Annotated in this window: 28 protein-coding genes; 21 read left to right on the top strand and 7 right to left on the bottom strand. The window is 71.5% G+C overall.

All coding sequences use genetic code 11. The features are described 5' to 3' along the window. Positions 1-13: 13 nt before the first annotated feature. On the bottom strand, positions 14-256 hold the full coding sequence (locus H1W00_RS00510) for an acyl-CoA carboxylase subunit epsilon (protein WP_181752667.1): 243 nt from the start codon (positions 254-256) through the stop codon (positions 14-16). Further along, positions 253-1,857 (bottom strand): acyl-CoA carboxylase subunit beta, encoded by a 1,605-nt coding sequence (locus H1W00_RS00505; protein WP_181752665.1) that lies wholly within the window; start codon positions 1,855-1,857, stop codon positions 253-255. Before H1W00_RS00505 ends, H1W00_RS00510 begins: the two co-directional genes overlap by 4 nt. Positions 1,858-1,951: 94 nt before the next feature. On the opposite strand from H1W00_RS00505, the gene H1W00_RS00500 reads away from it, so the two are divergent. From H1W00_RS00500 to H1W00_RS00440, 13 genes are all read left to right on the top strand, one after another. Further along, complete coding sequence (locus tag H1W00_RS00500) at positions 1,952-2,305, top strand: cytoplasmic protein (protein WP_181752663.1); 354 nt, start codon at positions 1,952-1,954, stop codon at positions 2,303-2,305. A 41-nt stretch (positions 2,306-2,346) separates the two neighbouring features. Next, entirely contained in the window at positions 2,347-3,129 is a 783-nt protein-coding gene (locus H1W00_RS00495; protein WP_338072783.1) for a biotin--[acetyl-CoA-carboxylase] ligase, read from the top strand. Between the two features lie 35 nt (positions 3,130-3,164). Beyond that, positions 3,165-3,677: a PH domain-containing protein gene (locus H1W00_RS00490; protein WP_181752661.1), complete on the top strand. Its 513-nt coding sequence runs from the start codon at positions 3,165-3,167 to the stop codon at positions 3,675-3,677. Then, a complete protein-coding gene (locus H1W00_RS00485; protein ID WP_181752659.1) occupies positions 3,664-4,650 on the top strand; it encodes an adenylate/guanylate cyclase domain-containing protein in 987 nt (328 codons plus the stop codon). Before H1W00_RS00490 ends, H1W00_RS00485 begins: the two co-directional genes overlap by 14 nt. Positions 4,651-4,696: 46 nt before the next feature. Continuing rightward, positions 4,697-5,833: a 5-(carboxyamino)imidazole ribonucleotide synthase gene (locus tag H1W00_RS00480; RefSeq protein WP_338072782.1), complete on the top strand. Its 1,137-nt coding sequence runs from the start codon at positions 4,697-4,699 to the stop codon at positions 5,831-5,833. Then, a complete protein-coding gene (gene purE / locus H1W00_RS00475; RefSeq protein WP_181752657.1) occupies positions 5,830-6,318 on the top strand; it encodes a 5-(carboxyamino)imidazole ribonucleotide mutase in 489 nt (162 codons plus the stop codon). Before H1W00_RS00480 ends, purE begins: the two co-directional genes overlap by 4 nt. 31 nt (positions 6,319-6,349) lie before the next feature. Next, entirely contained in the window at positions 6,350-7,051 is a 702-nt protein-coding gene (locus tag H1W00_RS00470; RefSeq protein ID WP_181752655.1) for an alpha/beta fold hydrolase, read from the top strand. An 80-nt stretch (positions 7,052-7,131) separates the two neighbouring features. Beyond that, positions 7,132-8,295 (top strand): acyl-CoA dehydrogenase family protein, encoded by a 1,164-nt coding sequence (locus H1W00_RS00465; protein ID WP_181752653.1) that lies wholly within the window; start codon positions 7,132-7,134, stop codon positions 8,293-8,295. 77 nt (positions 8,296-8,372) lie between these two features. Then, on the top strand, positions 8,373-9,122 hold the full coding sequence (locus H1W00_RS00460) for a phosphatase PAP2 family protein (RefSeq protein ID WP_181752651.1): 750 nt from the start codon (positions 8,373-8,375) through the stop codon (positions 9,120-9,122). 126 nt (positions 9,123-9,248) lie between these two features. After that, positions 9,249-10,142, top strand: coding sequence for a hypothetical protein (locus H1W00_RS00455; RefSeq protein ID WP_181752649.1), 894 nt, complete (start codon positions 9,249-9,251; stop codon positions 10,140-10,142). Continuing rightward, the gene (locus tag H1W00_RS00450) at positions 10,136-10,315 is read left to right on the top strand and encodes a hypothetical protein (RefSeq protein WP_181752647.1); all 180 of its coding nucleotides are present in this window, start codon (positions 10,136-10,138) and stop codon (positions 10,313-10,315) included. The genes H1W00_RS00455 and H1W00_RS00450 overlap by 7 nt, the downstream gene beginning before the upstream one ends. A 46-nt stretch (positions 10,316-10,361) precedes the next feature. Next, entirely contained in the window at positions 10,362-10,547 is a 186-nt protein-coding gene (locus H1W00_RS00445) for a hypothetical protein (RefSeq protein WP_181752645.1), read from the top strand. Positions 10,548-10,656: 109 nt separating this feature from the next. Then, complete coding sequence (locus H1W00_RS00440) at positions 10,657-11,844, top strand: lipase family protein (protein WP_181752643.1); 1,188 nt, start codon at positions 10,657-10,659, stop codon at positions 11,842-11,844. A gap of 3 nt (positions 11,845-11,847) precedes the next feature. Here H1W00_RS00440 and H1W00_RS00435 read toward each other — a convergent pair whose 3' ends face one another. Beyond that, complete coding sequence (locus H1W00_RS00435; RefSeq protein WP_181752641.1) at positions 11,848-12,921, bottom strand: LCP family protein; 1,074 nt, start codon at positions 12,919-12,921, stop codon at positions 11,848-11,850. Positions 12,922-13,051: 130 nt separating this feature from the next. On the opposite strand from H1W00_RS00435, the gene H1W00_RS00430 reads away from it, so the two are divergent. Both H1W00_RS00430 and H1W00_RS00425 read left to right on the top strand, forming a co-directional pair. Then, positions 13,052-14,494 (top strand): LCP family protein, encoded by a 1,443-nt coding sequence (locus tag H1W00_RS00430; protein WP_181752639.1) that lies wholly within the window; start codon positions 13,052-13,054, stop codon positions 14,492-14,494. Positions 14,495-14,586: 92 nt separating this feature from the next. Continuing rightward, the gene (locus H1W00_RS00425) at positions 14,587-16,032 is read left to right on the top strand and encodes an LCP family glycopolymer transferase (RefSeq protein ID WP_181752637.1); all 1,446 of its coding nucleotides are present in this window, start codon (positions 14,587-14,589) and stop codon (positions 16,030-16,032) included. Between the two features lie 31 nt (positions 16,033-16,063). Here H1W00_RS00425 and H1W00_RS00420 read toward each other — a convergent pair whose 3' ends face one another. The 3 genes from H1W00_RS00420 to H1W00_RS00410 form a co-directional block, all read right to left on the bottom strand. Then, the gene (locus tag H1W00_RS00420) at positions 16,064-16,840 is read right to left on the bottom strand and encodes an ABC transporter ATP-binding protein (RefSeq protein WP_181752635.1); all 777 of its coding nucleotides are present in this window, start codon (positions 16,838-16,840) and stop codon (positions 16,064-16,066) included. After that, positions 16,824-17,687 (bottom strand): ABC transporter permease, encoded by an 864-nt coding sequence (locus H1W00_RS00415; protein WP_181752633.1) that lies wholly within the window; start codon positions 17,685-17,687, stop codon positions 16,824-16,826. The genes H1W00_RS00420 and H1W00_RS00415 overlap by 17 nt, the downstream gene beginning before the upstream one ends. A gap of 88 nt (positions 17,688-17,775) precedes the next feature. After that, complete coding sequence (locus H1W00_RS00410) at positions 17,776-18,444, bottom strand: TIGR03089 family protein (protein WP_181752631.1); 669 nt, start codon at positions 18,442-18,444, stop codon at positions 17,776-17,778. 103 nt (positions 18,445-18,547) lie between these two features. On the opposite strand from H1W00_RS00410, the gene H1W00_RS00405 reads away from it, so the two are divergent. From H1W00_RS00405 to H1W00_RS00395, 3 genes are read left to right on the top strand one after another with little or no spacing between them, the layout of a single operon-like run. Beyond that, positions 18,548-18,799, top strand: coding sequence for a WhiB family transcriptional regulator (locus H1W00_RS00405; RefSeq protein WP_146828372.1), 252 nt, complete (start codon positions 18,548-18,550; stop codon positions 18,797-18,799). Positions 18,800-18,855: 56 nt separating this feature from the next. After that, a complete protein-coding gene (locus H1W00_RS00400) occupies positions 18,856-21,654 on the top strand; it encodes a glycosyltransferase family 2 protein (protein WP_181752629.1) in 2,799 nt (932 codons plus the stop codon). Beyond that, positions 21,651-22,973 carry a DUF5719 family protein gene (locus tag H1W00_RS00395; RefSeq protein ID WP_181752627.1) on the top strand — a complete coding sequence of 441 codons (1,323 nt, stop codon included), beginning with the start codon at positions 21,651-21,653 and terminating at the stop codon, positions 22,971-22,973. Before H1W00_RS00400 ends, H1W00_RS00395 begins: the two co-directional genes overlap by 4 nt. Before the next feature lie 7 nt (positions 22,974-22,980). Here H1W00_RS00395 and H1W00_RS00390 read toward each other — a convergent pair whose 3' ends face one another. After that, the gene (locus H1W00_RS00390) at positions 22,981-23,433 is read right to left on the bottom strand and encodes a metallopeptidase family protein (RefSeq protein WP_181752625.1); all 453 of its coding nucleotides are present in this window, start codon (positions 23,431-23,433) and stop codon (positions 22,981-22,983) included. A 49-nt stretch (positions 23,434-23,482) separates the two neighbouring features. On the opposite strand from H1W00_RS00390, the gene H1W00_RS00385 reads away from it, so the two are divergent. The 3 genes from H1W00_RS00385 to H1W00_RS00375 all read left to right on the top strand — a co-directional run bounded on the left by H1W00_RS00385 (position 23,483) and on the right by H1W00_RS00375 (position 25,802). Further along, complete coding sequence (locus tag H1W00_RS00385; RefSeq protein ID WP_181752623.1) at positions 23,483-23,833, top strand: DUF3499 family protein; 351 nt, start codon at positions 23,483-23,485, stop codon at positions 23,831-23,833. Next, positions 23,830-24,006 (top strand): Trm112 family protein, encoded by a 177-nt coding sequence (locus tag H1W00_RS00380; RefSeq protein ID WP_181752621.1) that lies wholly within the window; start codon positions 23,830-23,832, stop codon positions 24,004-24,006. The genes H1W00_RS00385 and H1W00_RS00380 overlap by 4 nt, the downstream gene beginning before the upstream one ends. A gap of 68 nt (positions 24,007-24,074) precedes the next feature. Then, complete coding sequence (locus tag H1W00_RS00375) at positions 24,075-25,802, top strand: dynamin family protein (protein WP_181752619.1); 1,728 nt, start codon at positions 24,075-24,077, stop codon at positions 25,800-25,802.

Raw genomic sequence — 25,802 nt, 5'->3', positions numbered from 1 at the left:
CGTCAGTGCGAACTCAGAGCGCGGAGGCGCGCCACTGGCCGGGGCCGAAGCGGTGCGGTGTGCGGTGCTGGCGCACCGGGTGGCCCCACTGGCTGCGCTGCCTCGGCTCGGCGTCCGCAGCGGCGGCCGCTGCCGCGGCGTTGCGCGCGGCCACGACCGCGACGAGCGCCGCCAGTTCCTCGGGGGTCGGGTCGCCCTTGACGACCCGGAGCACGGGCTTGCGCTCCGGGGTCTCGGTGGCCTCGTTCTCGCTCACAGCGGGATGTTCCCGTGCTTCTTGGGCGGCAGCGTCTCGCGCTTGGTCGCCAGCAGGCGCAGCGCCTTGGCGACCTCGGTGCGGGTCTGGCTGGGCTTGATGACGCCGTCGATGTATCCGCGCTCGGCCGCCACGTAGGGGTTGCAGAGCGTGTCCTCGTACTCGGTCATCAGCTCGGCCCGCAGGGCCTCGGGATCCTCGGCCGCGGCGATGTCGCGGCGGTAGAGGATGTTGACCGCGCCGGATGCGCCGACGACGGCGATCTGGCCGGTGGGCCACGACAGGTTGATGTCGGCGCCGAGGTGCTTGGAGCCCATGACGTCGTACGCGCCGCCGTACGCCTTGCGCGTGATGATCGTGACGAGCGGGACGGTGGCCTCGGCGTAGGCGTAGATCAGCTTCGCGCCGCGGCGGATGATGCCGTTCCACTCCTGGTCGGTGCCGGGCAGGAAGCCGGGCACGTCGACGAAGGTCAGGACCGGGATGTTGAACGCGTCGCAGGTGCGCACGAAGCGAGCGGCCTTCTCGGAGGCGTCGATGTCCAGGCAGCCGGCGAACTGCATCGGCTGGTTGGCCACGACGCCGACGCTCTTGCCCTCGACCCGGCCGAAGCCGATCACGATGTTCGGCGCGAAGAGCGCCTGCACCTCGAGGAAGTCCTGGTCGTCCAGCACGGTCTCGATGACGGTGCGGATGTCGTAGGGCTGGTTCGCCGAGTCCGGGATGAGGGTGTCGAGCGCGATGTCGAGGTCGGACGGCTCGAGGTCGGCAACGTCACCGTAGGCCTCGGGCTCCTCCATGTTGTTCTGCGGCAGGTAGGAGATCAGCGCCTTGACGTACTCGAGCGCGTCGTCCTCGTCGGAGGCCAGGTAGTGGGAGTTGCCGCTCTTGGTGTTGTGCGTGCGACCGCCACCGAGCTCCTCCATCGTGACGTCCTCCCCGGTGACCGTCTTGATGATGTCCGGTCCGGTGATGAACATGCCCGAGGTGCCGTCGACCATGACCGTGAAGTCGGTGACCGCGGGCGAGTAGACGTGGCCGCCGGCGCAGTTGCCCATGATGAGGCTGATCTGCGGGATGACGCCCGAGGCGTGCACGTTGCGGCGGAAGATTTCGCCGTACAGGCCGAGCGAGACGACGCCCTCCTGGATGCGGGCGCCGGCGCCCTCGTTGATGCCGATGATGGGGCAGCCGGACTTGATCGCCAGGTCCATGACCTTGGTGATCTTCTCGCCGTAGACCTCGCCGAGGCTGCCGCCGAAGATGCTGAAGTCCTGGCTGAAGACGCACACCTGGCGGCCGTCGATGGTGCCGTAGCCGGTGATCACGCCGTCGCCCAGCGGCCGGTTCTTGTCGAGGCCGAACGAGGTCGCGCGGTGGCGGGCGAGCGCGTCGAGCTCGACGAACGAGCCCTCGTCGAGCAGCAGCTCGATCCGCTCGCGGGCGCTCTTGCGGTCGCGTGCGTGCTGCTTCTCGGCGGCACGGTCGGCCACCTCGACGGTCGCCTCGTGGTGGCGCCGCTCGTAGTCAGCGAGCTTTCCGGCGGTGGTGTGGAGCTCGGGGTGCTCCTCCAGCGGGGTGTCGGGCAGGGCGTCGGTCATGGCGAACACCCTAACCGGGGCGGATTCCGGCCTCGCATCAAGGCAGGTGTGCCAGCCCCTGTCGCCGGGAGCGCACCGGTGCCATGCTCGAAGGATGAGTCTCGATCCGACGGTGACGAATCCCGCGCACTACCGAGTGATCCTGGAGAACGAGAAGGTCCGCGTGCTGGAGTACACGGACGTCCCCGGCGACGAGACCACGCCGCACGAGCACCCCGACAGCGTCATGTACACCCTCAGCTCGTTCAAGCGGCGCCTCATGTCGGGGGACTTCCAGATGGAGGTGGAGCTCGAGGCCAACACCGTCATGTGGCTGCCGGCGCAGGAGCACCACGCGAAGAACATCGGCGAGACCGCGACGCACGTCATCTTCGTCGAACTCAAGGAGCCCGGGGTCGATCCCACTCCGGCGGAGGCGGCGGTCGACGCGGTGCTCGGGCCGCAGTAGCGCCGGAGTCGCGTCCGGCCGCGCTGTGCCAAGGTGGGGCCGTGCAGCCACCTCGCCTCGCCCCGCTCGACCGCGATCGCCTGCGGGCGGAGGCCGACGGGTTCGACGTCCACGTCACCGACGAGACCGCCAGCACCAACGCCGACCTCGCGCAGGCCGCCCACGCGGGCGCGCCGGAGTGGACGGTCCACACCACCGACCACCAGGCCGCGGGCCGGGGCCGGCTCGACCGCACCTTCACGATGCCGCGATACACCGGGATCGCCGTCTCGACGCTCGTGCGGCCCGTCGAGGTTCCGCCGACCCGGTGGCCGTGGGTCCCGCTCGTCGCCGGGCTGGCCGTCGTCGACACCGTGCGCGACCTGGGCGTGGAGGCCGCGCTCAAGTGGCCCAACGACGTCCTCGTGGACGACCGGCGCAAGCTCTGCGGGATTCTCGTCGAGCGCGTCGAGACGCCCACCGGGGCCGCCGCGATCGTGGGCATCGGGCTCAACGTCGCGATGGCCGCCGAGGACCTGCCGGTGGAGCGGGCGACCTCCCTGCTGCTGGAGGGCGCGACCACGACCGACCGGAACGAGGTCCTCGTGGCGCTGCTGCACCGGCTGCGCGAGCGCCTCGAGCTGTGGCGAGACCCGGCGGGCGCCGAGCAGCTCACCGCGGACTACCTCGCGACCTGCTCGACGATCGGCCGGCAGGTGCGCATCGAGCGCGCCGACGGCAGCGACGTGGTGGGCCAGGCGACCGGGATCGACCCGTCGGGGTGCCTCGTCGTCGACGGCGTCCCGTGGTCGGCCGGCGACGTGACGCACCTGCGCCCGGTGTGACCCGGGCCGGGGGCGCGGCGTGGGATCATGGCCGCATGCTGTCCGAGAAGCTCCTGCTCGACGACGAGACGGTCGAGGCCGACACCCGCACGCACCTGAAGGTGCTCATCGTGCCGTTCCTCGTCGGCCTGGCCATCATGCTCGTCGGCGGGTACTTCGCCGGGGCGGTCGGCGACTCCGGTGGCGGCACCCCGCGCCTGGCCGGGATCGTGGTGCTGGCGGTGCTGTTCGTCTGGGGCACGCTGCTGCCGTTCCTGCGCTGGCTCACGTGGACCTACACCCTCACGAACCGGCGGCTGATCGAGCAGAAGGGCATCCTGACGCGCAGCGGCCGGATCATCCCGCTCGCGCGGATCAACGACGTGGCCTACGAGAAGGGCGTGATCGACCGTGTGCTGCGCTGCGGCACGCTGATCATCCACGACGCCAGCCAGCAGGAGGGCCTGCACCTGCACGACATCCCCCACATCGAGGACTTCCACCGCCGCATCTCGCGGCTCGTGCTGGAGTCCCACGCACCCGAGGCGCGCCGCGATGAGCAGTCCTGACGACCAGCAGCTGGTCGACGTCATCCTGGCGGAGCAGCTGCACTACACGAACGCGGAGACCGCCGAGCGCGGCGGCCTCACCCCCGAGCAGGCCGCCCGGCTGTGGCGGAACCTGGGCTTCCCCGACCCGGGCTCGGAGATGGCGTTCGGCGATGCCGACGTCAGCGCCGTGGCGATCGTCGCCACCGCGATGGAGCACCAGATCCTCGACGAGGAGACCGTCTTCCGGCTGACCCGGGCCCTGGGGCAGACGATGTCGCGGCTGGCGGACTGGCAGGTCACGATCCTGGTCGACCAGCTCGAGGCCGACATCGTGCGCGGCAAGTCCGACAGCCGCGCCGACGCGGCGCTCGAGCTGGCGCAGAGCTCGGTGCCGGGCTTCGAGCGACTCATGGTGCACGTCTGGCGACGTCACCTCGCGGCCGCGGCCGCCCGGCTCACCGCCCTCGGCGAGAACGACCAGGCCCTGCTCTCCACCGACATGACCGTGGGCTTCGCCGACATGACGCGCTTCACCGCGCTGTCGAACCGGCTCGACGAGGCCTCCCTCGCGTCGGTGGTGGAGGACTTCGAGACCCGCTGCGGCGACCTCATCACCGCGGCCGGCGCCCGCGTCATCAAGACGCTCGGCGACGCGATGCTGTTCGTGCACCCCGACCCGGTCAAGGCCACGCGGATCTCGCTCGACATCATCACCGCGATCGGCGCCCGCGCGAAGCTGCCCGACGTCCGGGTGGGCCTGGCCACGGGTTCGGTGCTGAGTCGCCTGGGTGACGTCTTCGGGCCGCCGGTCAACCTCGCCGCCCGCCTCTCGCAGGTGGCCCGCGCGAACCGCGTGCTCGTCGACCAGCAGACGGCCGACACGCTCGGCGACCAGTTCGACACCCGCGCCCTGCCGCCGCGCCCGATCAAGGGCTTCGGGCACCTCTCGCCCATCACGGTCACCGAGCGACGCACCTTCCGGTCGCGCTGAGCGCCCTCCGCCACCGTGCGCGCCGGGAGCGCTCTAGGCTGGCGCCGTGACGCACGAAGCTCCCGGCCGCGACGTCGCCGTGATCGGCGGAGGCCAGCTGGCCCGGATGATGCAACCGCCCGCGATCGCGCTGGGGCTGCGGCTGTGCCTGCTCGCCGAGGGTCCCGACGTGTCGGCGGCCCAAGTGATCGGAGACCACCGCGTCGGGTCGCACACCGACCTCGACGACCTCCGCGCCGCCGTGCAGGACGCGCCCGTCGTGACCTTCGACCACGAGCACGTCCCACCTGAGCACCTCCGGGCGCTCGCGCAGGAGGGGCACCAGTGCCGTCCCGGCCCGGACGCGCTTATCCACGCCCAGGACAAGCTCGTCATGCGGCGCCGCCTCACCGAGCTGGGCGTGCCGTGCCCGCGGTGGGCCGCGGTCGAGCAGCCCGCCGACGTCGAGGACTTCGGCTTCCCCGCCATCGTCAAGACCGCTCGGGGCGGGTACGACGGCAAGGGCGTCTGGAAGGTCGCGTCGGCCGCCGATCTCGACGAGCCCTTCGGTGCGCCGGGTGAGCTGCTGGTCGAGGAGCTGGTGCCGTTCCGGCGCGAGCTCTCGGCCCAGGTCGCCCGCAGCGCCACGGGCGAGATCGTGGACTACCCGGTCGTCGAGTCGCGTCAGGTCGACGGCGTCTGCTCCGAGGTGATCGCCCCCGCGCCGAACCTCGACCCCGCGCTCGAGGCCCGGGCGCGCCACATCGCCCGCACGATCGCCGAGGAGCTCGACGTCGTCGGGATGCTGGCGGTCGAGCTGTTCGAGACCGACGACGACCGCGTGCTGGTGAACGAGCTGGCCATGCGCCCGCACAACACGGGGCACTGGTCGATCGACGGCGCGGTGACGAGCCAGTTCGAGAATCACCTGCGTGCCGTCACCGGCCTGCCACTCGGCTCCACCACGCCGCGGCAGCCGTGGTCGGTCATGGTCAACATCCTCGGTGGTGCGGTGCAGGACCTGGCCGCCCAGCGCGAGGTGGCGCTCGCGGCGGAGCCCGACGTGAAGGTCCACCTCTACGGCAAGGCGGTCAAGCCCGGCCGCAAGGTCGGCCACGTCACCGCCGTGGGCGAGGAGCTCGAGGACGTGCTGCGCCGGGCCCGGCACAGCGCTGCACTGCTGACGGACGGAGTCCAGGCATGACGAAGCGCGTGGGGATCGTGATGGGGTCCGACTCGGACTGGCCGACGATGGAGGCCGCCGCCACCGCCGTGGCCGAGTTCGGCGTGGAGTACGAGGCCGACGTCGTCTCGGCGCACCGGATGCCCGACGAGATGCTCGAGTACGGCCGCACGGCCCACGAGCGCGGGCTCGAGGTCATCATCGCGGGCGCCGGGGGAGCGGCCCACCTGCCGGGCATGCTCGCCGCGGTGACGCCACTGCCTGTGATCGGCGTACCGGTCCCGCTGAAGTACCTCGACGGCATGGACTCGCTGCTTTCGATCGTGCAGATGCCCGCGGGCGTCCCCGTGGCCACCGTCGCGATCGGCAACGCCCGGAACGCGGGGCTGCTGGCCATCCGCATCCTCGCCGCCGGAGACCCGGAGCTGACCGCGAAGATGGTCGACTTCCAGGCGTCGCTGGCCGACGCCGCACGCGCCAAGGGCGCCGCCGTCCGCGGCCACTGAGTTCGTCCGGACGAGCGCGTATGGTCCGAGCATGGACATCGTTCTCGTTCCGGGGTTCTGGCTCGATGCCTCCTCGTGGGACGCGGTCACGCCCCAGCTCGTCGAGGCCGGCCACCGCGTCCACCCGCTGACGCTTCCCGGGCTGGAGTCCCGGGACGCGCCTCGCGCCGGTATCGGCCTGCGCGACCACATCGACTTCGTCGCCGCGCAGGTCGACGCGCTCGACGGTGACGTGGTGCTCGTCGGGCACTCCGGCGGTGGCGCCGTGATCCACGGCGTGGCCGACGTCCGCCCCGACCGGCTCGCGCGGAACGTCTACGTCGACTCAGGTCCGCCGGCCGAGGGCCAGGCGATCAACGAGGAGCTCCCGGCCGACGGCGACGACATCCCGCTGCCGCCGTGGGACGAGTTCATGGAGATGGACCTGGTCGACCTCGACGAGCAGCTCCGCGCCGACTTCATCGCACGGGCGATTCCCCAGCCGAAGGGCGTCGCCACCGAGGGCATCACCCTCACCGACGAGCGGCGACTCGAGGTCCCGGCCACGGTCATCTGCTGCGAGTTCCCCTCGCAGGTGCTGCGCGACGCGATCGAGGCCGGCGAGCCGTGGGTCGGCGAGCTCGCCCGGGTGCGCGACGTCGAGTACGTCGACCTGCCCACGGGTCACTGGCCGCAGTTCACCAAGCCCGTCGAGCTCGGCCGGCTCATCGTGGAGGCGCTGGAACGGCACTGACTTCCCCGGGGCCCGGAGGCACCGAGGGCCCGGCGTAGGATGCGCGGAGTTCCTACCTTTTCGATGTCCGGGAGTTGAGCGTGTCCGATTTCTTCGCGTTGTCCGAGGAGCACCAGGCGATCCGCGAGGCGGTGCGCGCCGTGGCCGAGGCGAAGATCGCCCCCCACGCCGCCGACGTCGACGAGGCGCCGCGCTTCCCGAGCGAGGCGAACGCGGCCCTCATCGCGGCCGACTTCCACGCGCCGCACGTGCCCGAGCAGTACGGCGGCGCCGGTGCCGACGCGCTGGCCACCGTCCTGGTCATCGAGGAGGTCGCCCGCGTGTGCGTCTCCAGCTCGCTGATCCCCGCGGTCAACAAGCTCGGATCGCTTCCGGTGCAGATCGGCGGCAACGAGGAGATCAAGGCCAAGTACCTGGGCAAGCTCGCGCGCGGCGAGGGCCTCTTCAGCTATTGCCTGTCCGAGCCGGAGGCCGGCTCTGACGCGGCCAACCAGAAGACCACGGCCAAGCGCGACGGCGACGACTGGATCATCAACGGCACGAAGCGCTGGATCACCAACGCGGGCGAGTCCGAGTACTACACCGTCCTGACGCAGACCGATCCGTCCAAGCGCACGAAGGGCATCACCGCGTTCGTCGTGGAGAAGTCCGACGAGGGCGTCTCGTTCGGCGCGCCGGAGAAGAAGCTCGGCATCAAGGGCTCGCCCACCCGCGAGGTCTACTTCGACAACGTGCGGATCCCCGGCGACCGGATCATCGGCGAGGTCGGCGAGGGCTTCGCGATCGCCATGAAGACGCTCGACCACACCCGCGTCACGATCGCCGCGCAGGCCGTGGGCGTGGCGCAGGGCGCGCTCGACTACGCGCTGGGCTACATCCAGGAGCGCAAGCAGTTCGGCACGCCGATCGCCGACTTCCAGGGCCTGCAGTTCATGGTCGCCGACATGGGCATGAAGATCGAGGCCGCGCGACAGCTCACGTACGCGGCCGCCGGTCGGTCCGAGCGCGGCGACAAGGACCTCACGTTCTTCGGCGCTGCGGCGAAGGCCTTCGCCTCCGACACAGCGATGCAGGTGACCACCGACGCCGTCCAGCTGCTCGGCGGCTACGGGTTCACGCGCGACTACCCGGTCGAGCGGATGATGCGCGACGCGAAGATCACCCAGATCTACGAGGGCACGAACCAGGTGCAGCGCATCGTGATGGCGCGCCAGCTACTGGCCGGCATCCAGTCCACGCTCTGATCGGCTCCTCTGGATCAGGGTGATCCCCGGGGCGTCTAGGGGTGTTCCTACCGGGTGTGGTTTGAGAGTCTGGGTCAATGGCCCTCTCCCGGCGTTCCGAGGTGGTCGTGCGCGTGCGCGACTGGTCCCTCATGGCCGCCTTCGAGCTGGTCCTGCTAGCAGCGGTGTACCTCCTCTACCGCACGGGACGACTGCTGTCGATGGACGCCGAGGCGACCGCGCTGGCGAACGCCCACGCGGTGAACGGGGTGGAGCGCGCGCTCCGGCTGCCGAGTGAGGCGTGGATCCAGGACCTCGTGCCGACGGTGGACCTGCTCCAGCTGGCCAACACGTACTACGTCGCGGTGCACTTCCCCGTGACGGTGGCCTTCCTCGTCTGGGGCTTCCTGCGTCGGCCGGAGGTGGAGTACCGCTGGGCGCGCAACCTGATCATCCTGCAGACCGCGGTCGCCGTCGTGCTGCACATCGCGTTCCCCCTGGCGCCGCCGCGGATGTTCCCCGCGCTGGGTTATACCGACACGATGACGGTCTACGGCCCGTCCGCCTACGACGGCGCGAGCGGCGCGGTGGCGAACCAGTTCGCGGCGATGCCGAGCCTCCACGTGGGATGGGCCGTGCTGATCGCCGTGGTCGTGGCGCGCACGGCCGGCGGGCCGGTGCGGCAGTTGGCGATCTGGCACGCCGTGATCACCATCGTGGTGGTCACGGTCACCGCGAACCACTGGTTCATGGACGGCATCATCGCCGGCGTGATCCTGCTCGGCGCGCTGCGGCTCTTCCCCGGGCCCGGGGTGTCGCGGGTGCGCTGGCTGCAGCGCGTGACCTGAGCTCGTCCTGTCCCCGGCCCGTGCGAATCGGTGCCTGTGGATCGGTGCTTGACGCGGCCCATCGAGCACAATAAGTTGTGCTTCGATCGTTCAACCGGGCTTGCCCATCATCGAATCGGGGGATTCATGCACATCGTCAGTCGGACCTTCGCGGTCGTGGCCACCACGGCCGCTCTCACACTCTCAGCCCTGCCACCGACACAGGCCGGTGAGCGCGCCACCGTCGAGGACCGCCTCGGCCAGATCGCCCTGGTCGAGGACGCCGTCCCGCTCGCGGAGTCGCCCACAGGGGCGGTGAGGCGGGGCCGGGTGCCGATCGAGACAGCGGGTGGTGCGTCCGTCGCGCTGCAGCTGCCGGCCTCCGGCACGGCGACCAGGGTCGACGGTCGCTTCCACCTGTCCGCGTCCCGCGACGCGAGCCTCGCGGTCGCGCCCACGGCCACGGGCACCCAAGTGCTGATCGGGATCGACTCGGCGGCCGCTCCGGCCACCTACGACTTCGGGCTCCGCGGCGACGTCTCCCCGCGGCCGGCGCCCGACGGCGGGATCGACCTCATCGGCAAGGACGGGGTCGTGGTGGCGCAGGTCGAGCGTCCGTGGGCCGTCGACGCGAGGGGGCGTCACGTCCCCACGCGCTACGAGCTGCGCGGCAGCACCGTCCGCCAGGTCGTCGAGCACCGCACCCGCGACGTCGCGTACCCGGTGGTCGCCGACCCGAAGGTGAAGTTCTGCAGTCTGGGCACCGCAGTCTGCGTGAAGTTCGGCAAGAAGGACACGGCGAGGATCGCCAAGGCCATGAGCTCCTCGATCGGCGCCGGCATCAGCACGCTGTGCGGGAAGGTGCCTGCTTCGAGCCCGCCGGGCCTGGCGGCGCGCGCCGTGTGCGCCGTGGCCGTCAACCTGTACTTCAACAAGCTGCGCAGCGCCTTCAAGAAGGCCGCGAAGGCGAAGAAGTGCGCCGAGGCGAAGTTCCGCGTCATCGGTCCGGCCCTCGTCACTGCCAAGGTGGTCTCGTGCTGAAGATCCTTGGCGGATACCTGGTCATCGCGGCCGCTCTGGGCGCCTCCGTTCTCCTCTTCACCGAACGGGAGGCGGCCGACTGGAGCCTCGCGTTCGCCTGCCTGGTCGGCGTCGGCATCGGCGACCTGCTGTTCGGTGCGTTGCGACGCCGCAAGGCGAGGAAGTCGACGTGAGCCTCCGTCGCCCGGGCAGGGTGAGCCGAGTGAGGGAGGAGGATTGATGAGGACTTCCGTCGCGCTGGTCTTCGCCCTCGGCCTGTACTGGATGGGACTCAACCAGGGAGCCGAGTCCCCGGACTCGAACGTCAGGGACTTCGTCCCGGTGGCGGTCGTGCTGGTGGCTGCGGCCGTGACGTGGGAGATCGTGGCGCGGGCCGTGCGAGCGCGACGGGCCGACGCCCCGTGAGCGAGGCGCCTCGTGGGCGGGACGGTGTCGGGAGTTGGCACCGGCCCGCCCGCGGGGTGGTCCCCTCGATCGGGCCCGCGGGTGCGGCTCGCGCCCGTACGATGACGGCGTGATTCGTCGATTCGGCTCGGTCCTCGCCGGTGCCGCCCTGCTCCTGTCGGCCGCGGCGTGCACGAGCGAGGAGGAGCCGCTCGCGGCGCCGGCCGACGCGGCGTTCTACACCCCGCCCACCGACCTCTCCTCGTACACGCACGGCGACCTCATCTGGTCGCGCGAGCTCGAGGGCGCGATGGGACTGGAGCAGGCCGACGTCCAGCTGGTCCTCTACGCGCAGCAGGGGGTGGAGGGCGACACCGTGGCCACCTCGGGCTTCGTCGCGATCCCCGAGGGACCCGCCCCGAAGGGTGGCAGGCCCGTCGTCACGTGGGCCCACGGCACCACGGGCATCGCCGACCAGTGCGCCCCCACGCGCGCCGACTCCTCCATCGCCGACCCCGCCGCAATCGGCACCTCGACCACCCGGCTCCAGCGCTGGATCGACACCGGCCACGTGGTCGTGGCCACCGACTACGAGGGTCTCGGCACCCCCGGCGACCACCCGTACCTGATCGGCGCCTCCCAAGGCCGCGCCGTGCTCGACATCGTGCGCGCCGCCCGTCAGCTGGATTCCGACGTCAGCGAGCGCGTCATGACGGCCGGCCACTCGCAGGGAGGCCATGCTGCCCTGTGGGCCAGCTCGATGGCGCCGCACTACGCCCGCGAGCTCGACGTGGTGGGCACGCTGGCCTTCGCGCCGCCGTCGCACATGTCGCTGGCCGCGGAGGTGGGCCTGTCCGGTGAGGTCGCCGTGCCGGCCGCGCTCGTCGCGATGATCCTGCGCGGGCTCGAGGTGGCCTACCCCGGCCAGATCCCGGTCGGCAAGCTGCTGAACGACAAGGGCGTCGCCCTCTACCCCCGCGTGAGCAAGGACTGCCTCGTCGACCTGCTCGCCGCGGACCGCTTCGGCGTCGCGCCCATGACGAGGTTCGCTGCCAGGAACGCCGATGCCGATCTCATCCGGGGCCAGCTCGACGCGAACGACCCCAGCTTCCCCGAGATCCGTGGGCCGATCCTGGTGATCCAGGGCACGGCCGACAGCGTCGTGCCGCAGGTCCTGACCGACTCCCTGGCCAAGGCCTACCGCGCACGCGGGCTCGACCTGACCTACCGCAGGTACCGCGGAGCCGAGCACACCGACGTGATCGACCGCTCGGCCAAGCACGTCGCCGCGTTCACCGAGACGGCGTTCGCGGGCTGAGCCTCAACTCCGCAGGCCGTCCTTGGTGCACAGGTCGCCCAGCTCGTCGGTGGTGCCGTTCTTGAGGTGACCGAAGTACTCCACGGCTCGCTCGCGGTCCCACTGCACCGACATGTCCGCGATGGGCACGGTGCAGCTGCGCCCGTCGCCGCCCATGGCCTTGCCGAGCTTCCACGCGAAGCGGGCGAACGAGAACATCGACACGTCGTCGCCCACGGCGATCGACTCGGCCGTGGTGGTGGCCACCCGGGTGAACGTCCAGGGGTTCAGCACGGTGGCGGGGGACAGGGCCGCGTCGCCGATCGCGCCGATCACCTCGCGCTGGTTCTGGCCACGGGCGATGTCGCCGCTCGCGAACGCCTTGCGGGAGCGGGAGTACGCCAGGGCGGTCTTGCCGTCGACCTCCTGGCAGCCCTTCTCGATGTCGAGCTTCGCGTCCTTGTCCTTGATGTCGTCCTTCGGGCAGACCTCGATGCCGCCCAGGGCGTCGACGACGTCCTCGAGGCCCGTGAAGCCGATCTCGGTGTACCCGTCGACCCGCAGGCCGGTCTCGCTCTCGATGGTCTCGACGAGCAGCGGCGGGCCGCCGAACGCATAGGCCGCGTTGATCTTCGTGCGGCCGTGCCCGGGGATGTCCACGATCGAGTCGCGGGGGATCGAGGTCAGCACGGACGGTCCGCCACCGCCGTAGGTCAGCAGCAGGATCGTGTCGGTGCGACCACGGGACTTGTCCTTGGGGCGCTTGTCGGTGCCGGCCAGCAGCCACGTGGTGGCCTCGTCCTGCGGGCGCTCGCCGTCGGGGGTGGCGTCGACCTTGGTGACCTTCGACCACGCGACCAGCGGGACGATCACCAGGAAGGCGATCCAGGCCACCAGGATCAGCCACAGCAGGCGCAGGCGGCCGCGAGGCTTGGGCTCCTTCGGGGGCTTGGCCCCGCGCTTGCCGGACCCGGGCGGGGGCAGGTTCGGCGGAGGCACCGCGGAGCCCGAGGCCGACGGGCGCGACGCGGGTCGACCGGACTCGTCCTGGTACAGCCAGTCGTATCCGTCCGGATCCTTGGGACCTGAGGGGGGCATGGGGTGAAGGTACCGCGTGGCGCCACGTGGCGATTCCCTCGGCCGGGCATCGGCGCGTCCTCCCGGGGATCGCCCGGGCGCGCTTGATACTGAGGAAACCTACGGACTCTTCCCCACCGTGAGGACACCGATGCACCACGACCGCACGAGCGCCCTGGGCGGCACCTATGCCGACCCGGCGAGCGCCACCGCCAGGATCCGATTCCGGCGCGCCCTGACCCTCGCCGCGATGACCCTGGTGATGCCCGGCTCTGCCCAGCTCGTCCAGGGCAACAAGCGCGTCGGCCGGATCGCGATCCGGATCTGGCTCGCGGTGCTGGCCGTCCTCGTGATCGGCCTCGCGCTCGCGATGATGGACCGCCAGTTCGTCTTCTCGCTGGCCACCAACGCCGCGCTGCTGAGCCTGGGTCGCTGGCTGCTCGTGGCACTCGCGATCGGCTGGGTCGCGCTGATCGTCGACGCGTGGCGACTGGGTCGCCCCCGCGAGCTCGCGCGCCAGCACCTGGCGATCTCCACGGCGTTCCACGCCGCGCTCGTCGTCGGCACGGCCGCCGTGCTGTTCTTCGCGTCGCACACCGTGTCGGTGATGAACGGCTTCACCGACACCGTCTTCGCCTCCAACACCGTCTCCAAGCCGCACGACGGCCGCTACAACGTGCTGCTCATGGGCACCGACTCGGGCAAGGACCGCTCCGGGATGCGCCCCGACTCGATCAACGTCGCCAGCATCGACGCCGAGACGGGCAAGGCCGTGCTCATCGGTCTGCCGCGCAACCTGGAGAACGTCCCCTTCCCGAAGGGCTCGCCGATGCGCCAGGAGTTCCCGAACGGGTTCGACTGCGACGGCTGCTACCTCAACGCCGTGAACACGTGGGCCAACGACCACGCCGACCTGTTCGACTCGAAGGAGCCGGGCATCGACGCCACGATGGACGCCGTCGAGACGATCACGGGCCTGAAGCTCAACTACTACGCGCTGGTGAACATGAAGGGCTTCTCCAAGCTCATCGACGCGGTCGGCGGCGTGGAGATCAACGTGCGCGAGCGCACCGCCATCGGCGGCATCGGCTCGCCGATCCGCGGATACATCGAGGCGGGGGAGCAGAAGCTGTCGGGCGACAAGGCCCTCTGGTACGCCCGCTCCCGCGTGGAGAACGACGACTGGTCGCGGATGGGCCGCCAGAAGTGCGTCATGAACGCGATGGTGCGCCAGCTCAACCCGCAGAAGGTCATCACGAACATGCAGGACATCGCCACCTCCAGCTCGGCGATGCTGCACACGAGCATCCCGCGCCAGGACCTCAGCGTCTTCATGGATCTCGCGCTCAAGACGAAGTCCCAGCCGATCTCGTCGGTCTCGCTGGTCCCGCCGGTGATCTACACGGGCAACCCCGACTACGACAAGGTCCGCCGCCTCGTCTCGGACGCCGTGGGCAGCTCCGAGGCCCGCGAGGAGGTCCAGAAGTCGGCCCTCGTCACGGCGAAGCTGCCCCCGATCGAGGTCGGCGGCGAGGCGACGAAGAAGGACCCGCGCAAGGCGAACCGCAGCGCCGATCTCGACGCGAGCTGCTGACCCCACCCCACGATGTCCCGGCATTGGGAACCGGAGGGTTTAATGGGGCGTCGGTCGCACGCAGGCGACCGGTCGGCAGGAGAGGGAACGGCGTGAGCGCTCTGGGAACACGACCCACCCGGGTCGCGCAGCGGGGTGGGCTGCGCCGTGCGCTGCTGCTGATCCTGGGCACCGTGGTGTGGCCGGGCATCGCCCAGTTCCTCGCCGGCGCCCGCCGCCTGGGCGCGGTCGTGATGATCCTGTGGGTCGCCGCGATCACCGCCGGGCTCGTGATGTGGTTCCGGTTCCGCCCCGACCGCGCGCAGGTCATCGACTGGCTCACCGATCCGTCGGTGCTGCAGGTGGCCCGCGTCGCCGGCCTCGTCCTGGCGATCGGGTGGATGTTCCTGTTCGTCGACGCGTGGCGCCTCGCGCTCGTCCGCAGCCTCGGCTGGTGGCGCCTCGGGGTGATCTCGGTCATCAACGTCACGATCGTCGCGCTGGTCACCTCGACCACCTACCTGGGGTGGAACACCGTGACCGCGTCGAAGGACGTCGTCGAGCAGGTCTTCCACGAGACCGAGGTGAAGTCGCCCCTCCAGGGCCGCTACAACATCCTGCTGCTCGGCGCCGACTCCGGCGACGACCGCACCGGCCTGCGCCCCGACTCGATCAACCTCGTCAGCATCGACGCCGAGACCGGCGTGCCCGTGATGGTGTCGCTGCCGCGCAACCTTCAGAACGTGCCGTTCCCCGAGGACTCCCCGATGCGGGCGGTCTACCCCTACGGCTACAACTGCGGTTCCGAGTGCCTGCTGAACGCCGTGCACACGGCCGCATCCGGCCGTCCCGACCTCTACCCCAAGAGCAAGGACCCGGGCCTGGACGCCACGCTCGAGGCCGTCGAGGGCGTCACCGGGCTCAAGGTCAACTACTACGTGCTCGTGAACATGAAGGGCTTCTCCAGCCTCGTGGACGCCACCGGCGGCGTGACGATGGACATCAAGGAGCCCATCGCGATGTTCGGCAAGGACGACGCCTGGAAGCAGGTGTACATCCAGCCCGGCAAGCAGAAGCTCAACGGCAAGGAGGCGCTCTGGTACGGGCGCAGCCGCGTGCAGTCCGACGACTACACACGCATGGGCCGCCAGAAGTGCCTCATGCAGGCGATGCTCGAGCAGCTGAGTCCCGAGCAGGTCGTGCTCAACGCGGGCAAGATCGCCACGAGCTCGGCCCAGATGCTCAGCACCGACATCCCCGCCTCGGAGCTGGGGGCGTTCGGCGACCTGGCCCTCAAGGCCAAGGACCGCCAGATCGCCACCCTCTCGGTGGTGCCGCCGGAGTACTCCACGGTCACGCCGAACTTCGAGCAGATCCGCGCCGACGTGGCGAAGCTGGTGGCCAAGAGCGAGCGCCAGCAGAAGAAGCAGGCCCAGCAGTCGTCGCCGACGACGGCCACGCCGACCACCGAGGCGACGACGGAGGCTCCGACCACCGAGCCGACCACGAAGTCGCCGACCGAGGCCAACAACACCGAGGACCTCGCCGCGTCCTGCTGACGCACTCGCGGTGAGTGCGCGGGGGCTGGGGTCAGCGCGTCTCTTCGTAGGCGGCGATGACCTCGTCGGGGTCGCCGTCCATCATCAGCTCGCCCTTCTCGATCCAGATCACGCGGTTGCACGTGTCGCGGATCGACTGCATCGAGTGGCTCACCAGGAACACCGTGCCCGCGTTGTCGCGGATCTCGCGGATGCGCTGCTCGCTGCGCTTGCGGAATTTCCGGTCGCCCACGGCCAGCGCCTCGTCGACGATGAGGATCTCGTGGTTGCGGATCGTGGCGATCGCGAACTTCAGGCGGGCGGTCATGCCCGAGGAGTACGTGCGCATGGGCAGGTCGATGAACGGGCGGATGCCGGCGAAGTCGACGATCTCCTCGTAGCGCTCCTCGATCTCGGCCTTGGAGAAGCCCAGGGCCAGGCCGCCCAGGATGACGTTGCGCTGCCCGGACAGGGGCTTGATGAGGGCCGCGCCCACGCCGAGCATGCTCGGGCGCGAGCTGGCGTAGATGGCGCCGCGCGTGGCGGGGGTGAGTCCGGTGATGGCGCGCATCAGGGTGGACTTGCCCGAGCCGTTGGAGCCGATCACGCCGATGCTGTCGTTCTCGTACGCGGTGAACGAGATGCCCTTGAGGGCGTGCACGGTGCGGGTCCGCTTGGCGCGGCGCAGCAGCCCGCCGCGGTCGGCATCGGTGGCGCGCTTGCCGGTGGCGAAGACGCGGTACTCGACGTGCAGGTCCTGCACGACGACGACGGGGCGACGCTCCTCGTCGGTGCCGGAGGTCTCGTGGGACTCAGTCGACGCGACCATAGCGCTCCTCCGCGGCCCAGAAGAAGACCGTGCCGATCACGAGCAGGCCGATCGACCAGACGGCGATGATGGGCCAGAACTGCATCCGCACGTCGTACAGCGGGTCCGAGTCCAGCAGCAGCTCACGCGAGAGGCTCAGGAAGGCGTAGAGCGGCTGGTACTGGACGACGTCCAGCAGCCAGGGGTTGCCCTCGAAGCGGATGTCGAAGCTGAAGAAGATGCCGGTCGTGTAGAAGAAGAACCGCGTGATGAACGGGAGCAGGTTCGACAGGTCCGGCAGGTGCACGGTGAGCCGCGCGGTGATGAGGGCGACGCCGAGGCAGAACAAGAAGTACAGGGCCGTCAGCGGAAGCATCAGCAGCCAGTTCCACGTGGGCAGGTGACCCATGACGACCAGGAAGATCATCAGCAGCCCGATCGTGGGCACCAGCTGGAGGAACTTCTGCACGACCACCGAGATCGGCAGTGCCATCCGGGGGAACGCGAGGCTCTGCACGAGCGCCTGGTTCGACGTGATCGACTTCGATCCGCTGCCCATGCAGGCGGAGAAGAACTCGAACATGAACACGCCGATGATCAGGAACGCCACGAAGTCCGGGACGGACTTCGTGCTGGCCATCAGGATGCCGAAGACGATGCCGAAGACCGCGGCGTTGAGGATCGGCTTGAGGACGATCCACAGCATGCCCAGGCGCTGGCGCTGGTTCTCGGCCTCGATGCGGAACTTCGCCAGGGAGACGATGAAGTCCTTGCGTTGCGCGACGCCCCGCAGATATTCCGACAGCGGGGGTCGGCCGCCCACCCGGGTCAGGCCGTGGGCCTGCGGGTCGTCGACCGTTGGGGTCATGCGTGGTTCCTGTCGTGATGAGTCGCGGGCATCGGCGGGCGGCCCGGATGCCCCGTCGAGTCTAGGGCACCGACCATCGCCGTCCGGGTCACCGTCCCTCCTCGCCGAGCCGCGCGTGCTCCTGCGCCGCGATGCGCGCGAGGTCGTCGGGTCCGCCGCCGGCGACCATCACCAGCGAGCCGCCTCCCGCGAGCGCCGCCGCGAGGTCGGCGGCGTCGTCGGCGACCGGCTGCGGCTCGCGCACGATCCGGTCGGCGAGAGCCGGACCGGCGAGCAGCCCGGCGTGCGTCGCCGTGCGCGCGCCGAGGTCGAGCGCGAGGTCGTCCGGCGCCGGTGGGTCGAGGTCGATGAAGACGTCGGGGCTCGACGGGACGTGGACCGCGACGTCGAGGAAGCCGTCCGGCTCGGTGGGGAACCGGCCCCCGAGGGGACGCAGGGAGGCGGCGAGCCGCACGGGCTCGGCGGCCTCGAGGTCGGGTCCGGCCAGGCCGATGTCGGCGGCCTCGTCGGTCACGACCGCGCCGACCCGCCAGGCGCCCAGGATCCACACGTAGCGCAGCCAGTGACTCGGCAGGCCGATCCGGATCCGGGTGCCGCGTCCGGCGTCGAGCTCGTCGACGAGGAAGTTGGCGACCTTGGCGACCCAGTTGGCCAGCGTCACCCCGCTGAGCTCCACGCGCTCGCCCGTGCCGACGTCGTAGTACGTCACCACGGGGGTGGGGGTGGGGCGAAGTACGGTGGCGAGAGTCGTGGTCACGCCTCGACGCTAGCGCGGTCCCTGGAGTCGCGACACGCCGAGGAATGCCTGACATTTGCTATTCGGCTTGACGTTTGGCAGGCAGACGTCTGTAATTACAGACATGTCATTAGTCGGTTGGATCGAGGGCGACGACCCCGAGCTCATGTGGCAGGAGCGCGCGCTGTGCGCTCAGACCGACCCCGAGTCGTTCTTCCCCGAGAAGGGCGGCTCCACGCGGGAGGCCAAGCGTGTGTGCCTGAGCTGCGACGTCAAGGGTGAGTGCCTGGAGTACGCACTGGCCCACGACGAGCGCTTCGGCATCTGGGGTGGACTGTCCGAGCGAGAGCGTCGCAAGCTCAAGAAGCGCGCCTGATCGAGAGCGCTCCTTCGACACCTGGTGGTTCGAGGCAACCGCCTAGGGTGGCGATCATGCACGACGACGAGCCCCTGGACGAGCCGGTCGCGGCGTGGCGTTCGCGCCCCCCGACCGTCGTCGCCGTCCTCGTCGCCCACCGCGGCTCGCGGTGGCTGCCCCAGACCTTGGCCTCGCTCGACCGGCTCCACCACCGTCCCGACCACCTCGTGCTGGTCCATGACGACAGTGACCCCGCCACCCGCGATCTCCTGACCGGCCACGCCGGCGCGAGCCGGATCGTCCAGGCACCGCCGCGGCTCGGCTTCGGCGGGCAGGTCGCCGCCGCGCTCGAGGCCGAGACCGAGGCCTACGACTGGATCTGGTTGCTGCATGACGACCAGATCTGCGATCCCGACGCCCTCTCCGGACTCCTCGACGAGGCCACCGCCGATCCCGACATCGGCGTCGTCGGCCCCAAGGTGCGGGAGTGGCCCTCGCTGAAGCGCCTGCTCGAGGTGGGTCTCACCGTCACCGGCACCGGCCAGCGCGAGACCATGCTCGAGTCCGGCGAGCCCGACGCGGGTCAGCACGACCGCCCGCGCGACGTCCTCGCGGTGGGCTCGGCCGGCATGCTCGTGCGCCGCGACGTCTGGGAGAGCCTCGGCGGCACCGACCCCCGGCTCCCGCTGTTCTTCGACGACATCGACTTCGGCTGGCGCGCGAACCGCGCCGGCTACCGCGTACGCACCGCGCCGCGAGCGATCGTGTTCCACGCCGAGGCCAGCAGCAACAAGCGGCGCGTCCGGCGCAAGGGCGTCCGCGAGCACGCGGGCGAGCGCCGCGCCGCCGCGCTGCACACGATGCTGGCCAACAGCGACGCGCTGCGGTTCCTCCCCATGAGCATCCGCCTGTTCCTCGGCTCACTGCTGCGGTTCCTCGGCTTCGTCGTCGGCAAGGACCTGCGGTCGGCGCGCGGCGAGATCATGGCGATGGTCACGGTGTTCGCGAACCCGGGTCCCATGATCGCCGCCCGCCGCCGCCGCAAGCCGCTGGTCCGGCGCTCCAACCGCGAGCTCGGCGACCTGTTCGCACCCTTCTGGATGCCCTACCAGCACGGCCTCGACCTCGCCGCCTCCACGATGCAGGCGGTCGTGCGGCCCGAGTCCGTCGAGTCGCTCGGGCTGCGCACGATCGGCGTCCCGGAGGACGACGAGGAGGATCCGGTCGTCGTCGACCAGCCGCCGTGGTGGCGCCGCCGTCCGTGGCTGACCTGGGTCATCGTGCTCCTCGTCGGCTCGCTCGTCGCCGCTCGGTCCGTCGCCGCCGGCCAGCTGTTCAGCCCGGTCCTCCCCGCCTCCCCTGACTCGGTCACGGCGTGGTGGGGCCTGCTGTTCGAGCGCTCGCACGCGGTCGGCCTCGGCAGCGCCGACGTCGCGCCCGCCTACGTGGTCCCGCTCGCCGCGGTCGGTCTGCTCGCGTGGTTCGCTCCCGGAGCGATCCCGTGGATCCTCACCGTCCTGGCGGTGCCGTTCGCGGCCCTGACGGCCCACCGCTTCGGCCGTCTCGTCAGCGACGACCGCGGGGTGCGCATGACGTGGGCCGTCTCCTACGGCCTCGTCGTCGCCGTCACCGGCGCGGTCTCCGGCGGCCGTCTCGGCACGGTGATCGTGCTCGTGGTGGCTCCGCTGTTCGCCAACGTCCTGCTGCGGCTCGTGCTCGAGCCGACGTGGACCCGAGCGGTGCTCGTCGGGCTGTGGATCGCACTCGTCGCCGCGTTCGCGCCCGTCGCGTGGGCGCTCGGGATCGTGGCGCTCGTGGTCAGCGCCCTGCTGGTGCGTCCCGCCGCGCGGTACCTCGCGCTCAGCGCCGTCGTGGGCACCGCGCTGCTCGGACCGTGGCTCCTCGACCGCGTCCTCTCGGGGCGCATCTGGTGGGAGGCCGGCAACCCCGTCGACGCGCCCGCCTCCGCGTGGGACGTCGTCACCGGGACGGGCGGCGGACCCGGGGCCGCGCCGTGGTGGATCGCGGTGCCGCTGCTGGTGCTGGCCGTCGCCGCGCTCGTGCCCGAGGCCACCCGTCGTTCGGTCACCGGCGCCTGGATCGTCGCGGTCGTCGGCCTGGCCGCCGGACTGCTCGCGTCCGTCTCGACCTACGTGCCCTTCCCCGGCGCACCCGCGGTGCGGGCCTGGGCCGGGCTGGGTGCCGGGCTGTGGCTGGGCGGCCTGCTCACCGCCGTGCTCTTCGCGTGGCCCGTCCTGCGCACCCGACGCCACCGCCGCTGGCGGCGCCCCGCGATCGCCCTGCTCGCCGCGTTCCCGATCCTGGCCGGCAGCTGGCTCGTCGTCCGGGGGATCGACGACCCGCTCGAGTCCGGCGACGCCCGGGTGGTGCCGGCCTTCCTGGCGGCCCGTCCCGGCACCACGGTCGTCCTCACCGGCGACTCCGAGTCCGGCATCGTCGCCGACGCGGTCGTCGGCCCCGGCCCCTACCTCGGCGCGGAGGCACTGCGCACCACCGCGGAGCGCGAGGAGCGGCTGCACGACACGGTCGTCTCGCTCGTCACGACGCCCACGCGCGACGACGTCGACGAGCTGGCCCGGCTCGGGGTCGACAGCATCTACGCCCCGGACGTGGACCTGGACCTCGCGCGCCGCATCGACGCTGCCCCCGGACTGGCCCCGAAGGGCAGCGACTCGCCCGACTCGCGGGTGTGGTCGGTGACCTCCGACGTGGAGGCTGAGCCCGCACCCGAGGCAGGTCCCGCCCGCCCGTGGCTCGCGGGGCTGTGGGTCCTGGCGTGGCTCGGCGCGTTCGTGGGTGCCCTGCCGGTGCGCCGCACCGTGGCCTCGCCCGACGAGGAGGACGACGCATGACCACGCGATTCCCCGTGCGCTACATCCTTCCCGTGATCGCGCTCCTGCTCGTCGGAGCGGTCTGGTTCGTGCCCGAGCCGGAGCCGCCCGTCGTCGCCGGGGGCAGCCAGACCGTGGAGGTGCGCCAGACCGTCTGGGCCTGCCCCGTGCAATCGGGCTGGACCGTGGCCGCCGGCCAGGTCGCGCCCGGCACCGAGGCCGTGGCCCGGCCCATCCCGAAGGAGGCGGCCGCCGACCCCGTGTGGGCGCAGGCCGACCGTTGGCGCACGGCCGAGCCGGGCGGTGACGCCCTCGTGCTCGAGCAATCCGGCGAGGGCTCCGGCTCGGTCGGCTACGTCGCCGGAACCACGCGGGGCGACGCCGTGCTCGGCTCGTGCCCGCCGGTGGTCGACGAGGCCTGGTTCACCGGACTCGGCGACCGAGGACGGTCCGGCGCGACGATCACGCTGGTCAACCTCGGCGAGAACCGTGCCGTCGCCGACCTGACGTGGTGGGGCACGAACGGCCCGATCCAGTCGCTCGACACCTCGGGTCTCGTCGTCGAGGCGGGGGAGCGACGGGAGATCGAGGTCGACCAGGTCGCCGCGGGCGAGGGAGCCGTTGCGGCGCACGTGTCCCGCCGGCGCGGTTCGCTCACGGCCATGGCCCTCGACGCGGGTCCGGGCGGTGCCGACCTCCTCACGCCGGCACCCGGTCCCGCCACCGAGCAGGTGCTGGCCGGTCTGCCCGAGGGCGACGGCACGCGCCTCGCCCTGGTCAATCCCGGCACCTCCACGGCCCACGTCGCGGTCGCGGTGCGCGGCCCGGAGGGATCCTTCGCGGCCCAGGGGCTGGAGGACGTGGCGGTCGAGCCCGAGTCGACGCGGGTGGTGGCGATCCCCGGTTCGGTCGACCTCGACCGCGCCTCGCTGGCGATCTCGTCCGACCTCCCGGTGGTGGCCTCGGCGACGGTCGAGACCGACGGCGACGTCGCGCGGATCGCGCCGGCTCCCTCGCTCGCCGGGCCCGCGATCGTGCCCGTCCGGCTCGGAGGCACCGCAGTGCGCACCGTGCTGACGAGCAAGGAGGCGGCCGAGGTCGAGGTGGAGGCGTTCTCGGCCTCGATGGAGTCACTCGGCACGAGCCAGGTGGTGCTCCAGGCCGGCGCCTCGGCGCTCGTCCCGGCGCCCGAGGGCCGACCGGCCTACCTCGTGCTGACGCCCAAGAAGGGGCAGCAGGTGATGGCCGGGGCGTGGCAGGCCGACGGCGACCGCGTGGCCGCCACGCCGGTGCGCCCGGCGCCCGTCTCGGTGGTCGCCCCGGGCGTCTCGGTGCGCTGAGCGCCGCTCAGAGGCGCGGGTCGAGGTCCTCGGGGTCGTGGTGCCAGACCTCGCCGAGCCGCGTCAGCAGGACGGTCCAGACCATCTCCTCGAGATCGGCGGCGGTGCGGGATCGGCCGACCACGGGCAGCCGGTAGATCACGATGCGGAAGCCGCCGGGGGCCGTGTTCACGATGCTGCGCGGCACCGGCTCGTCCCAGCCGGGCGGCAGCAGCGGAGCCTCCTCGACGACGACCTCGACGTGGTCGGGCTCGCGCGCGAAGTGGTGGTCGAGCCGGGTGAGCACCTCGGCGACGAGGTCGTCGAAGGCCTCGCGGGGGTTGCGGTGGGCCGGCGCCCCGCGCGGCGAGAGCGGGCCGGGCAGCGACATCACGCCCCGCGGACCGCGGCCGCGACGGTCGCGCGCCCGGCCGGGGCGGGGGCCGTGGACCTCGGGTGCGGGTCCGGGTTCGCTGGCCATCCGGTGAGCCTACTGCGGGCGGCTGGGCCGGCGGGTTAACCTCGCCCTCGTGGGACTGCAACGTCGATGCTCGCGCGCAGGCTGCCCGAACTCCGCGGTGGCCACCTTGACGTACGTGTACGCCGACTCGGTGGCCGTGCTCGGTCCGCTGGCGACCTATGCCGAGCCCCATGCGTACGACCTGTGCTCGCGACACGCCGAGCGTCTCTCCGCGCCGCAGGGGTGGAGCGTCGTGCGGCTGGCTCCGGAGTTCACCGAGCCCGAGCCCACGCACGACGATCTGGTCGCACTCGCCGAGGCCGTCCGCGAGGCCGGCCGCCCGGCCCCCGAGCACACCCCCGACGAGGCCTCGCCCGTGCTGCGGCTGGTGCGCGACGACTCGGCTACGGTGGTCCCGTGAACCTCGATCCAGCCCTCGTCGAGATCCTGGTGTGCCCGCAGTGCCGCTCCGGCCTGTTCGTGGACGCGCAGGCCGACGAGCTCGTGTGCAACGGATGCGCCCTCGCGTACCCGGTTCGCCGCGACGTCCCGGTCATGCTGGTCGACGAGGCGCGTCCGCTCGACGTCTCCTGATCTGTGTCGCAAGTGTCGAATGGGACGCCCGGGGGCGTCGACTCGACTACCATTCGTAGTGATCTGAGATGACTGAGCCGACCGCAATTCCCCAGCGCGAGGCCATGGTCGAGAACGGTTTGCTCCAGGGCCTGTCGGCGCTGGCGTCGGCCGTTGTCTCCATGCCCTTGGAACTCGAGGTGCCCGGCGTCGAGCGCGACCGGGCACTGCAACGAGAGATCGCCGAGCAACTCGGCGACTACGTCGTACCCCGGCTCGAGCACATCGGTGCGCCGCTGCTGGTCGTCGTGGGCGGTTCGACCGGTGCCGGCAAGTCCACCCTGGTCAACTCCATCGTCGGCCGGCGCGTCTCCGCGACGGGCGTCCTGCGCCCCACCACCCGCACCCCGGTGCTGGTCCACCACCCCGCCGACACCGAGTGGTTCCGGTCGGGTCGCATCCTTCCCGAGGTCGTCCGCACCGGCTCGAACAGCCGTCGCGCCAACACGATCCGCCAGATCGCCAGCTCCACCCTGTGGCCCGGCGTGGCCGTGCTCGACGCCCCCGACTTCGACTCGATCGACGAGACCAACCGCGACATGGCCGAGCAGCTGCTGGGTGCCGCCGACCTGTGGCTCTTCGTCACGTCGGCGGCGCGCTACGCCGACCAGGTCCCGTGGGACTACCTGCGCCGGGCCGCCGACCGGAGCGCCTCGATCGCCGTGGTGCTGGACCGCACGTCGCCGGAGGCGCTCGTCGAGGTGCGCCGTCACCTCGCGCGGATGCTCAGCGAGCACGGCCTGGCCGACGTCGCGCTGTTCTCGGTGCCCGAGTCCACGCCCGACGCCGAGGGCGTCCTGCCGCCCGATGACGTCGCCCCGGTCGTCTCGTGGCTGCGCGCGCTCGCCGACGACGAGGCCCAGCGCCGCGAGATCGTCCTCAAGACCCTGCAGGGCGCGATCCTGCACGACATCGAGTCGTCCCGCCTGCTCGAGACGGCCCTCACGCGCCAGGTCGACGCGGCCGCGCAGCTGCGCAAGGACGTCGAGTCGGTGTACTTGGCGTCGCACGCCGACCTGATGACCGCCGCCACCGACGGCTCGATGCTGCGGGGCGAGGTGCTGGCCCGCTGGCAGGACTTCGTCGGCTCCGGCGAGATCTTCCGCAAGCTCGAGCGCACCGTCGGCACGTGGCGCGACCGGATCTTCCGGCGCAAGCCCACCACGCCGGAGGAGGTCGAGGAGGCCGCCGTCTCGGGCCTGCACCTGCTGATCCTCGACCGCGCCGAGCGTGCGGCCGAGGAGGTCGCGCGGGCGTGGGACGCCTCCGAGGCCGGGCACGTCCTGCTCGACAGCCAGCGCGGCCTCGACCGGGCGTCCCGCGACGTGCGGGTCCGTGCCGAGCGCATCGCGCGCGAGTGGCGCGAGGCGGTGTTCGAGCTCGTGGCCGAGCAGGGTGCCGACAAGAAGTCCAAGGCCCGCGCGCTGTCGCTCGGCGTCAACGCCACGGGCGTCACGCTCATGGTCGTGGTCTTCGCCGGCACCGCTGGGCTCACCGGCGCCGAGATCGGCATCGCGGGCGGCACCGCCGCGGCCGGACAGGCCGTGCTCAACGCTGTCTTCGGCGACCAGGCCGTCCGTGCGCTGGCCGAGCAGGCCGGGCGCGACCTCTCCCGTCGACTGGAGGACCTCTTGGAGTCCGAGGCCGAGCGCTACCTCGACCTGCTGCCCGACCCCGACGCCCTCGAGGCCGCGCACTGGCGCCTCCAGTCGGCGGTCGACTCGGTCGACGCACCCCGGGGGAGGAGGGTTCGATGA

Source organism: Aeromicrobium phoceense (genome assembly GCF_013868155.1).
Taxonomy (GTDB): domain Bacteria; phylum Actinomycetota; class Actinomycetes; order Propionibacteriales; family Nocardioidaceae; genus Aeromicrobium; species Aeromicrobium phoceense.
This window is presented reverse-complemented; position numbering and strand designations above follow the sequence as displayed.

Bases quoted from the DNA above. Each gene is read 5' to 3' on its own strand.
- H1W00_RS00505 (WP_181752665.1), bottom strand. From the start codon at position 1,857: ATGACCGACGCCCTGCCCGACACCCCGCTGGAGGAGCACCCCGAGCTC.
- H1W00_RS00500 (WP_181752663.1), top strand. From the start codon at position 1,952: ATGAGTCTCGATCCGACGGTGACGAATCCCGCGCACTACCGAGTGATC.
- H1W00_RS00490 (WP_181752661.1), top strand. From the start codon at position 3,165: ATGCTGTCCGAGAAGCTCCTGCTCGACGACGAGACGGTCGAGGCCGAC.
- H1W00_RS00485 (WP_181752659.1), top strand. From the start codon at position 3,664: ATGAGCAGTCCTGACGACCAGCAGCTGGTCGACGTCATCCTGGCGGAG.
- purE (WP_181752657.1), top strand. From the start codon at position 5,830: ATGACGAAGCGCGTGGGGATCGTGATGGGGTCCGACTCGGACTGGCCG.
- H1W00_RS00470 (WP_181752655.1), top strand. From the start codon at position 6,350: ATGGACATCGTTCTCGTTCCGGGGTTCTGGCTCGATGCCTCCTCGTGG.
- H1W00_RS00460 (WP_181752651.1), top strand. From the start codon at position 8,373: ATGGCCCTCTCCCGGCGTTCCGAGGTGGTCGTGCGCGTGCGCGACTGG.
- H1W00_RS00455 (WP_181752649.1), top strand. From the start codon at position 9,249: ATGCACATCGTCAGTCGGACCTTCGCGGTCGTGGCCACCACGGCCGCT.
- H1W00_RS00445 (WP_181752645.1), top strand. From the start codon at position 10,362: ATGAGGACTTCCGTCGCGCTGGTCTTCGCCCTCGGCCTGTACTGGATG.
- H1W00_RS00435 (WP_181752641.1), bottom strand. From the start codon at position 12,921: ATGCCCCCCTCAGGTCCCAAGGATCCGGACGGATACGACTGGCTGTAC.
- H1W00_RS00430 (WP_181752639.1), top strand. From the start codon at position 13,052: ATGCACCACGACCGCACGAGCGCCCTGGGCGGCACCTATGCCGACCCG.
- H1W00_RS00420 (WP_181752635.1), bottom strand. From the start codon at position 16,840: ATGGTCGCGTCGACTGAGTCCCACGAGACCTCCGGCACCGACGAGGAG.
- H1W00_RS00415 (WP_181752633.1), bottom strand. From the start codon at position 17,687: ATGACCCCAACGGTCGACGACCCGCAGGCCCACGGCCTGACCCGGGTG.
- H1W00_RS00405 (WP_146828372.1), top strand. From the start codon at position 18,548: ATGTCATTAGTCGGTTGGATCGAGGGCGACGACCCCGAGCTCATGTGG.
- H1W00_RS00400 (WP_181752629.1), top strand. From the start codon at position 18,856: ATGCACGACGACGAGCCCCTGGACGAGCCGGTCGCGGCGTGGCGTTCG.
- H1W00_RS00395 (WP_181752627.1), top strand. From the start codon at position 21,651: ATGACCACGCGATTCCCCGTGCGCTACATCCTTCCCGTGATCGCGCTC.
- H1W00_RS00390 (WP_181752625.1), bottom strand. From the start codon at position 23,433: ATGGCCAGCGAACCCGGACCCGCACCCGAGGTCCACGGCCCCCGCCCC.
- H1W00_RS00375 (WP_181752619.1), top strand. From the start codon at position 24,075: ATGACTGAGCCGACCGCAATTCCCCAGCGCGAGGCCATGGTCGAGAAC.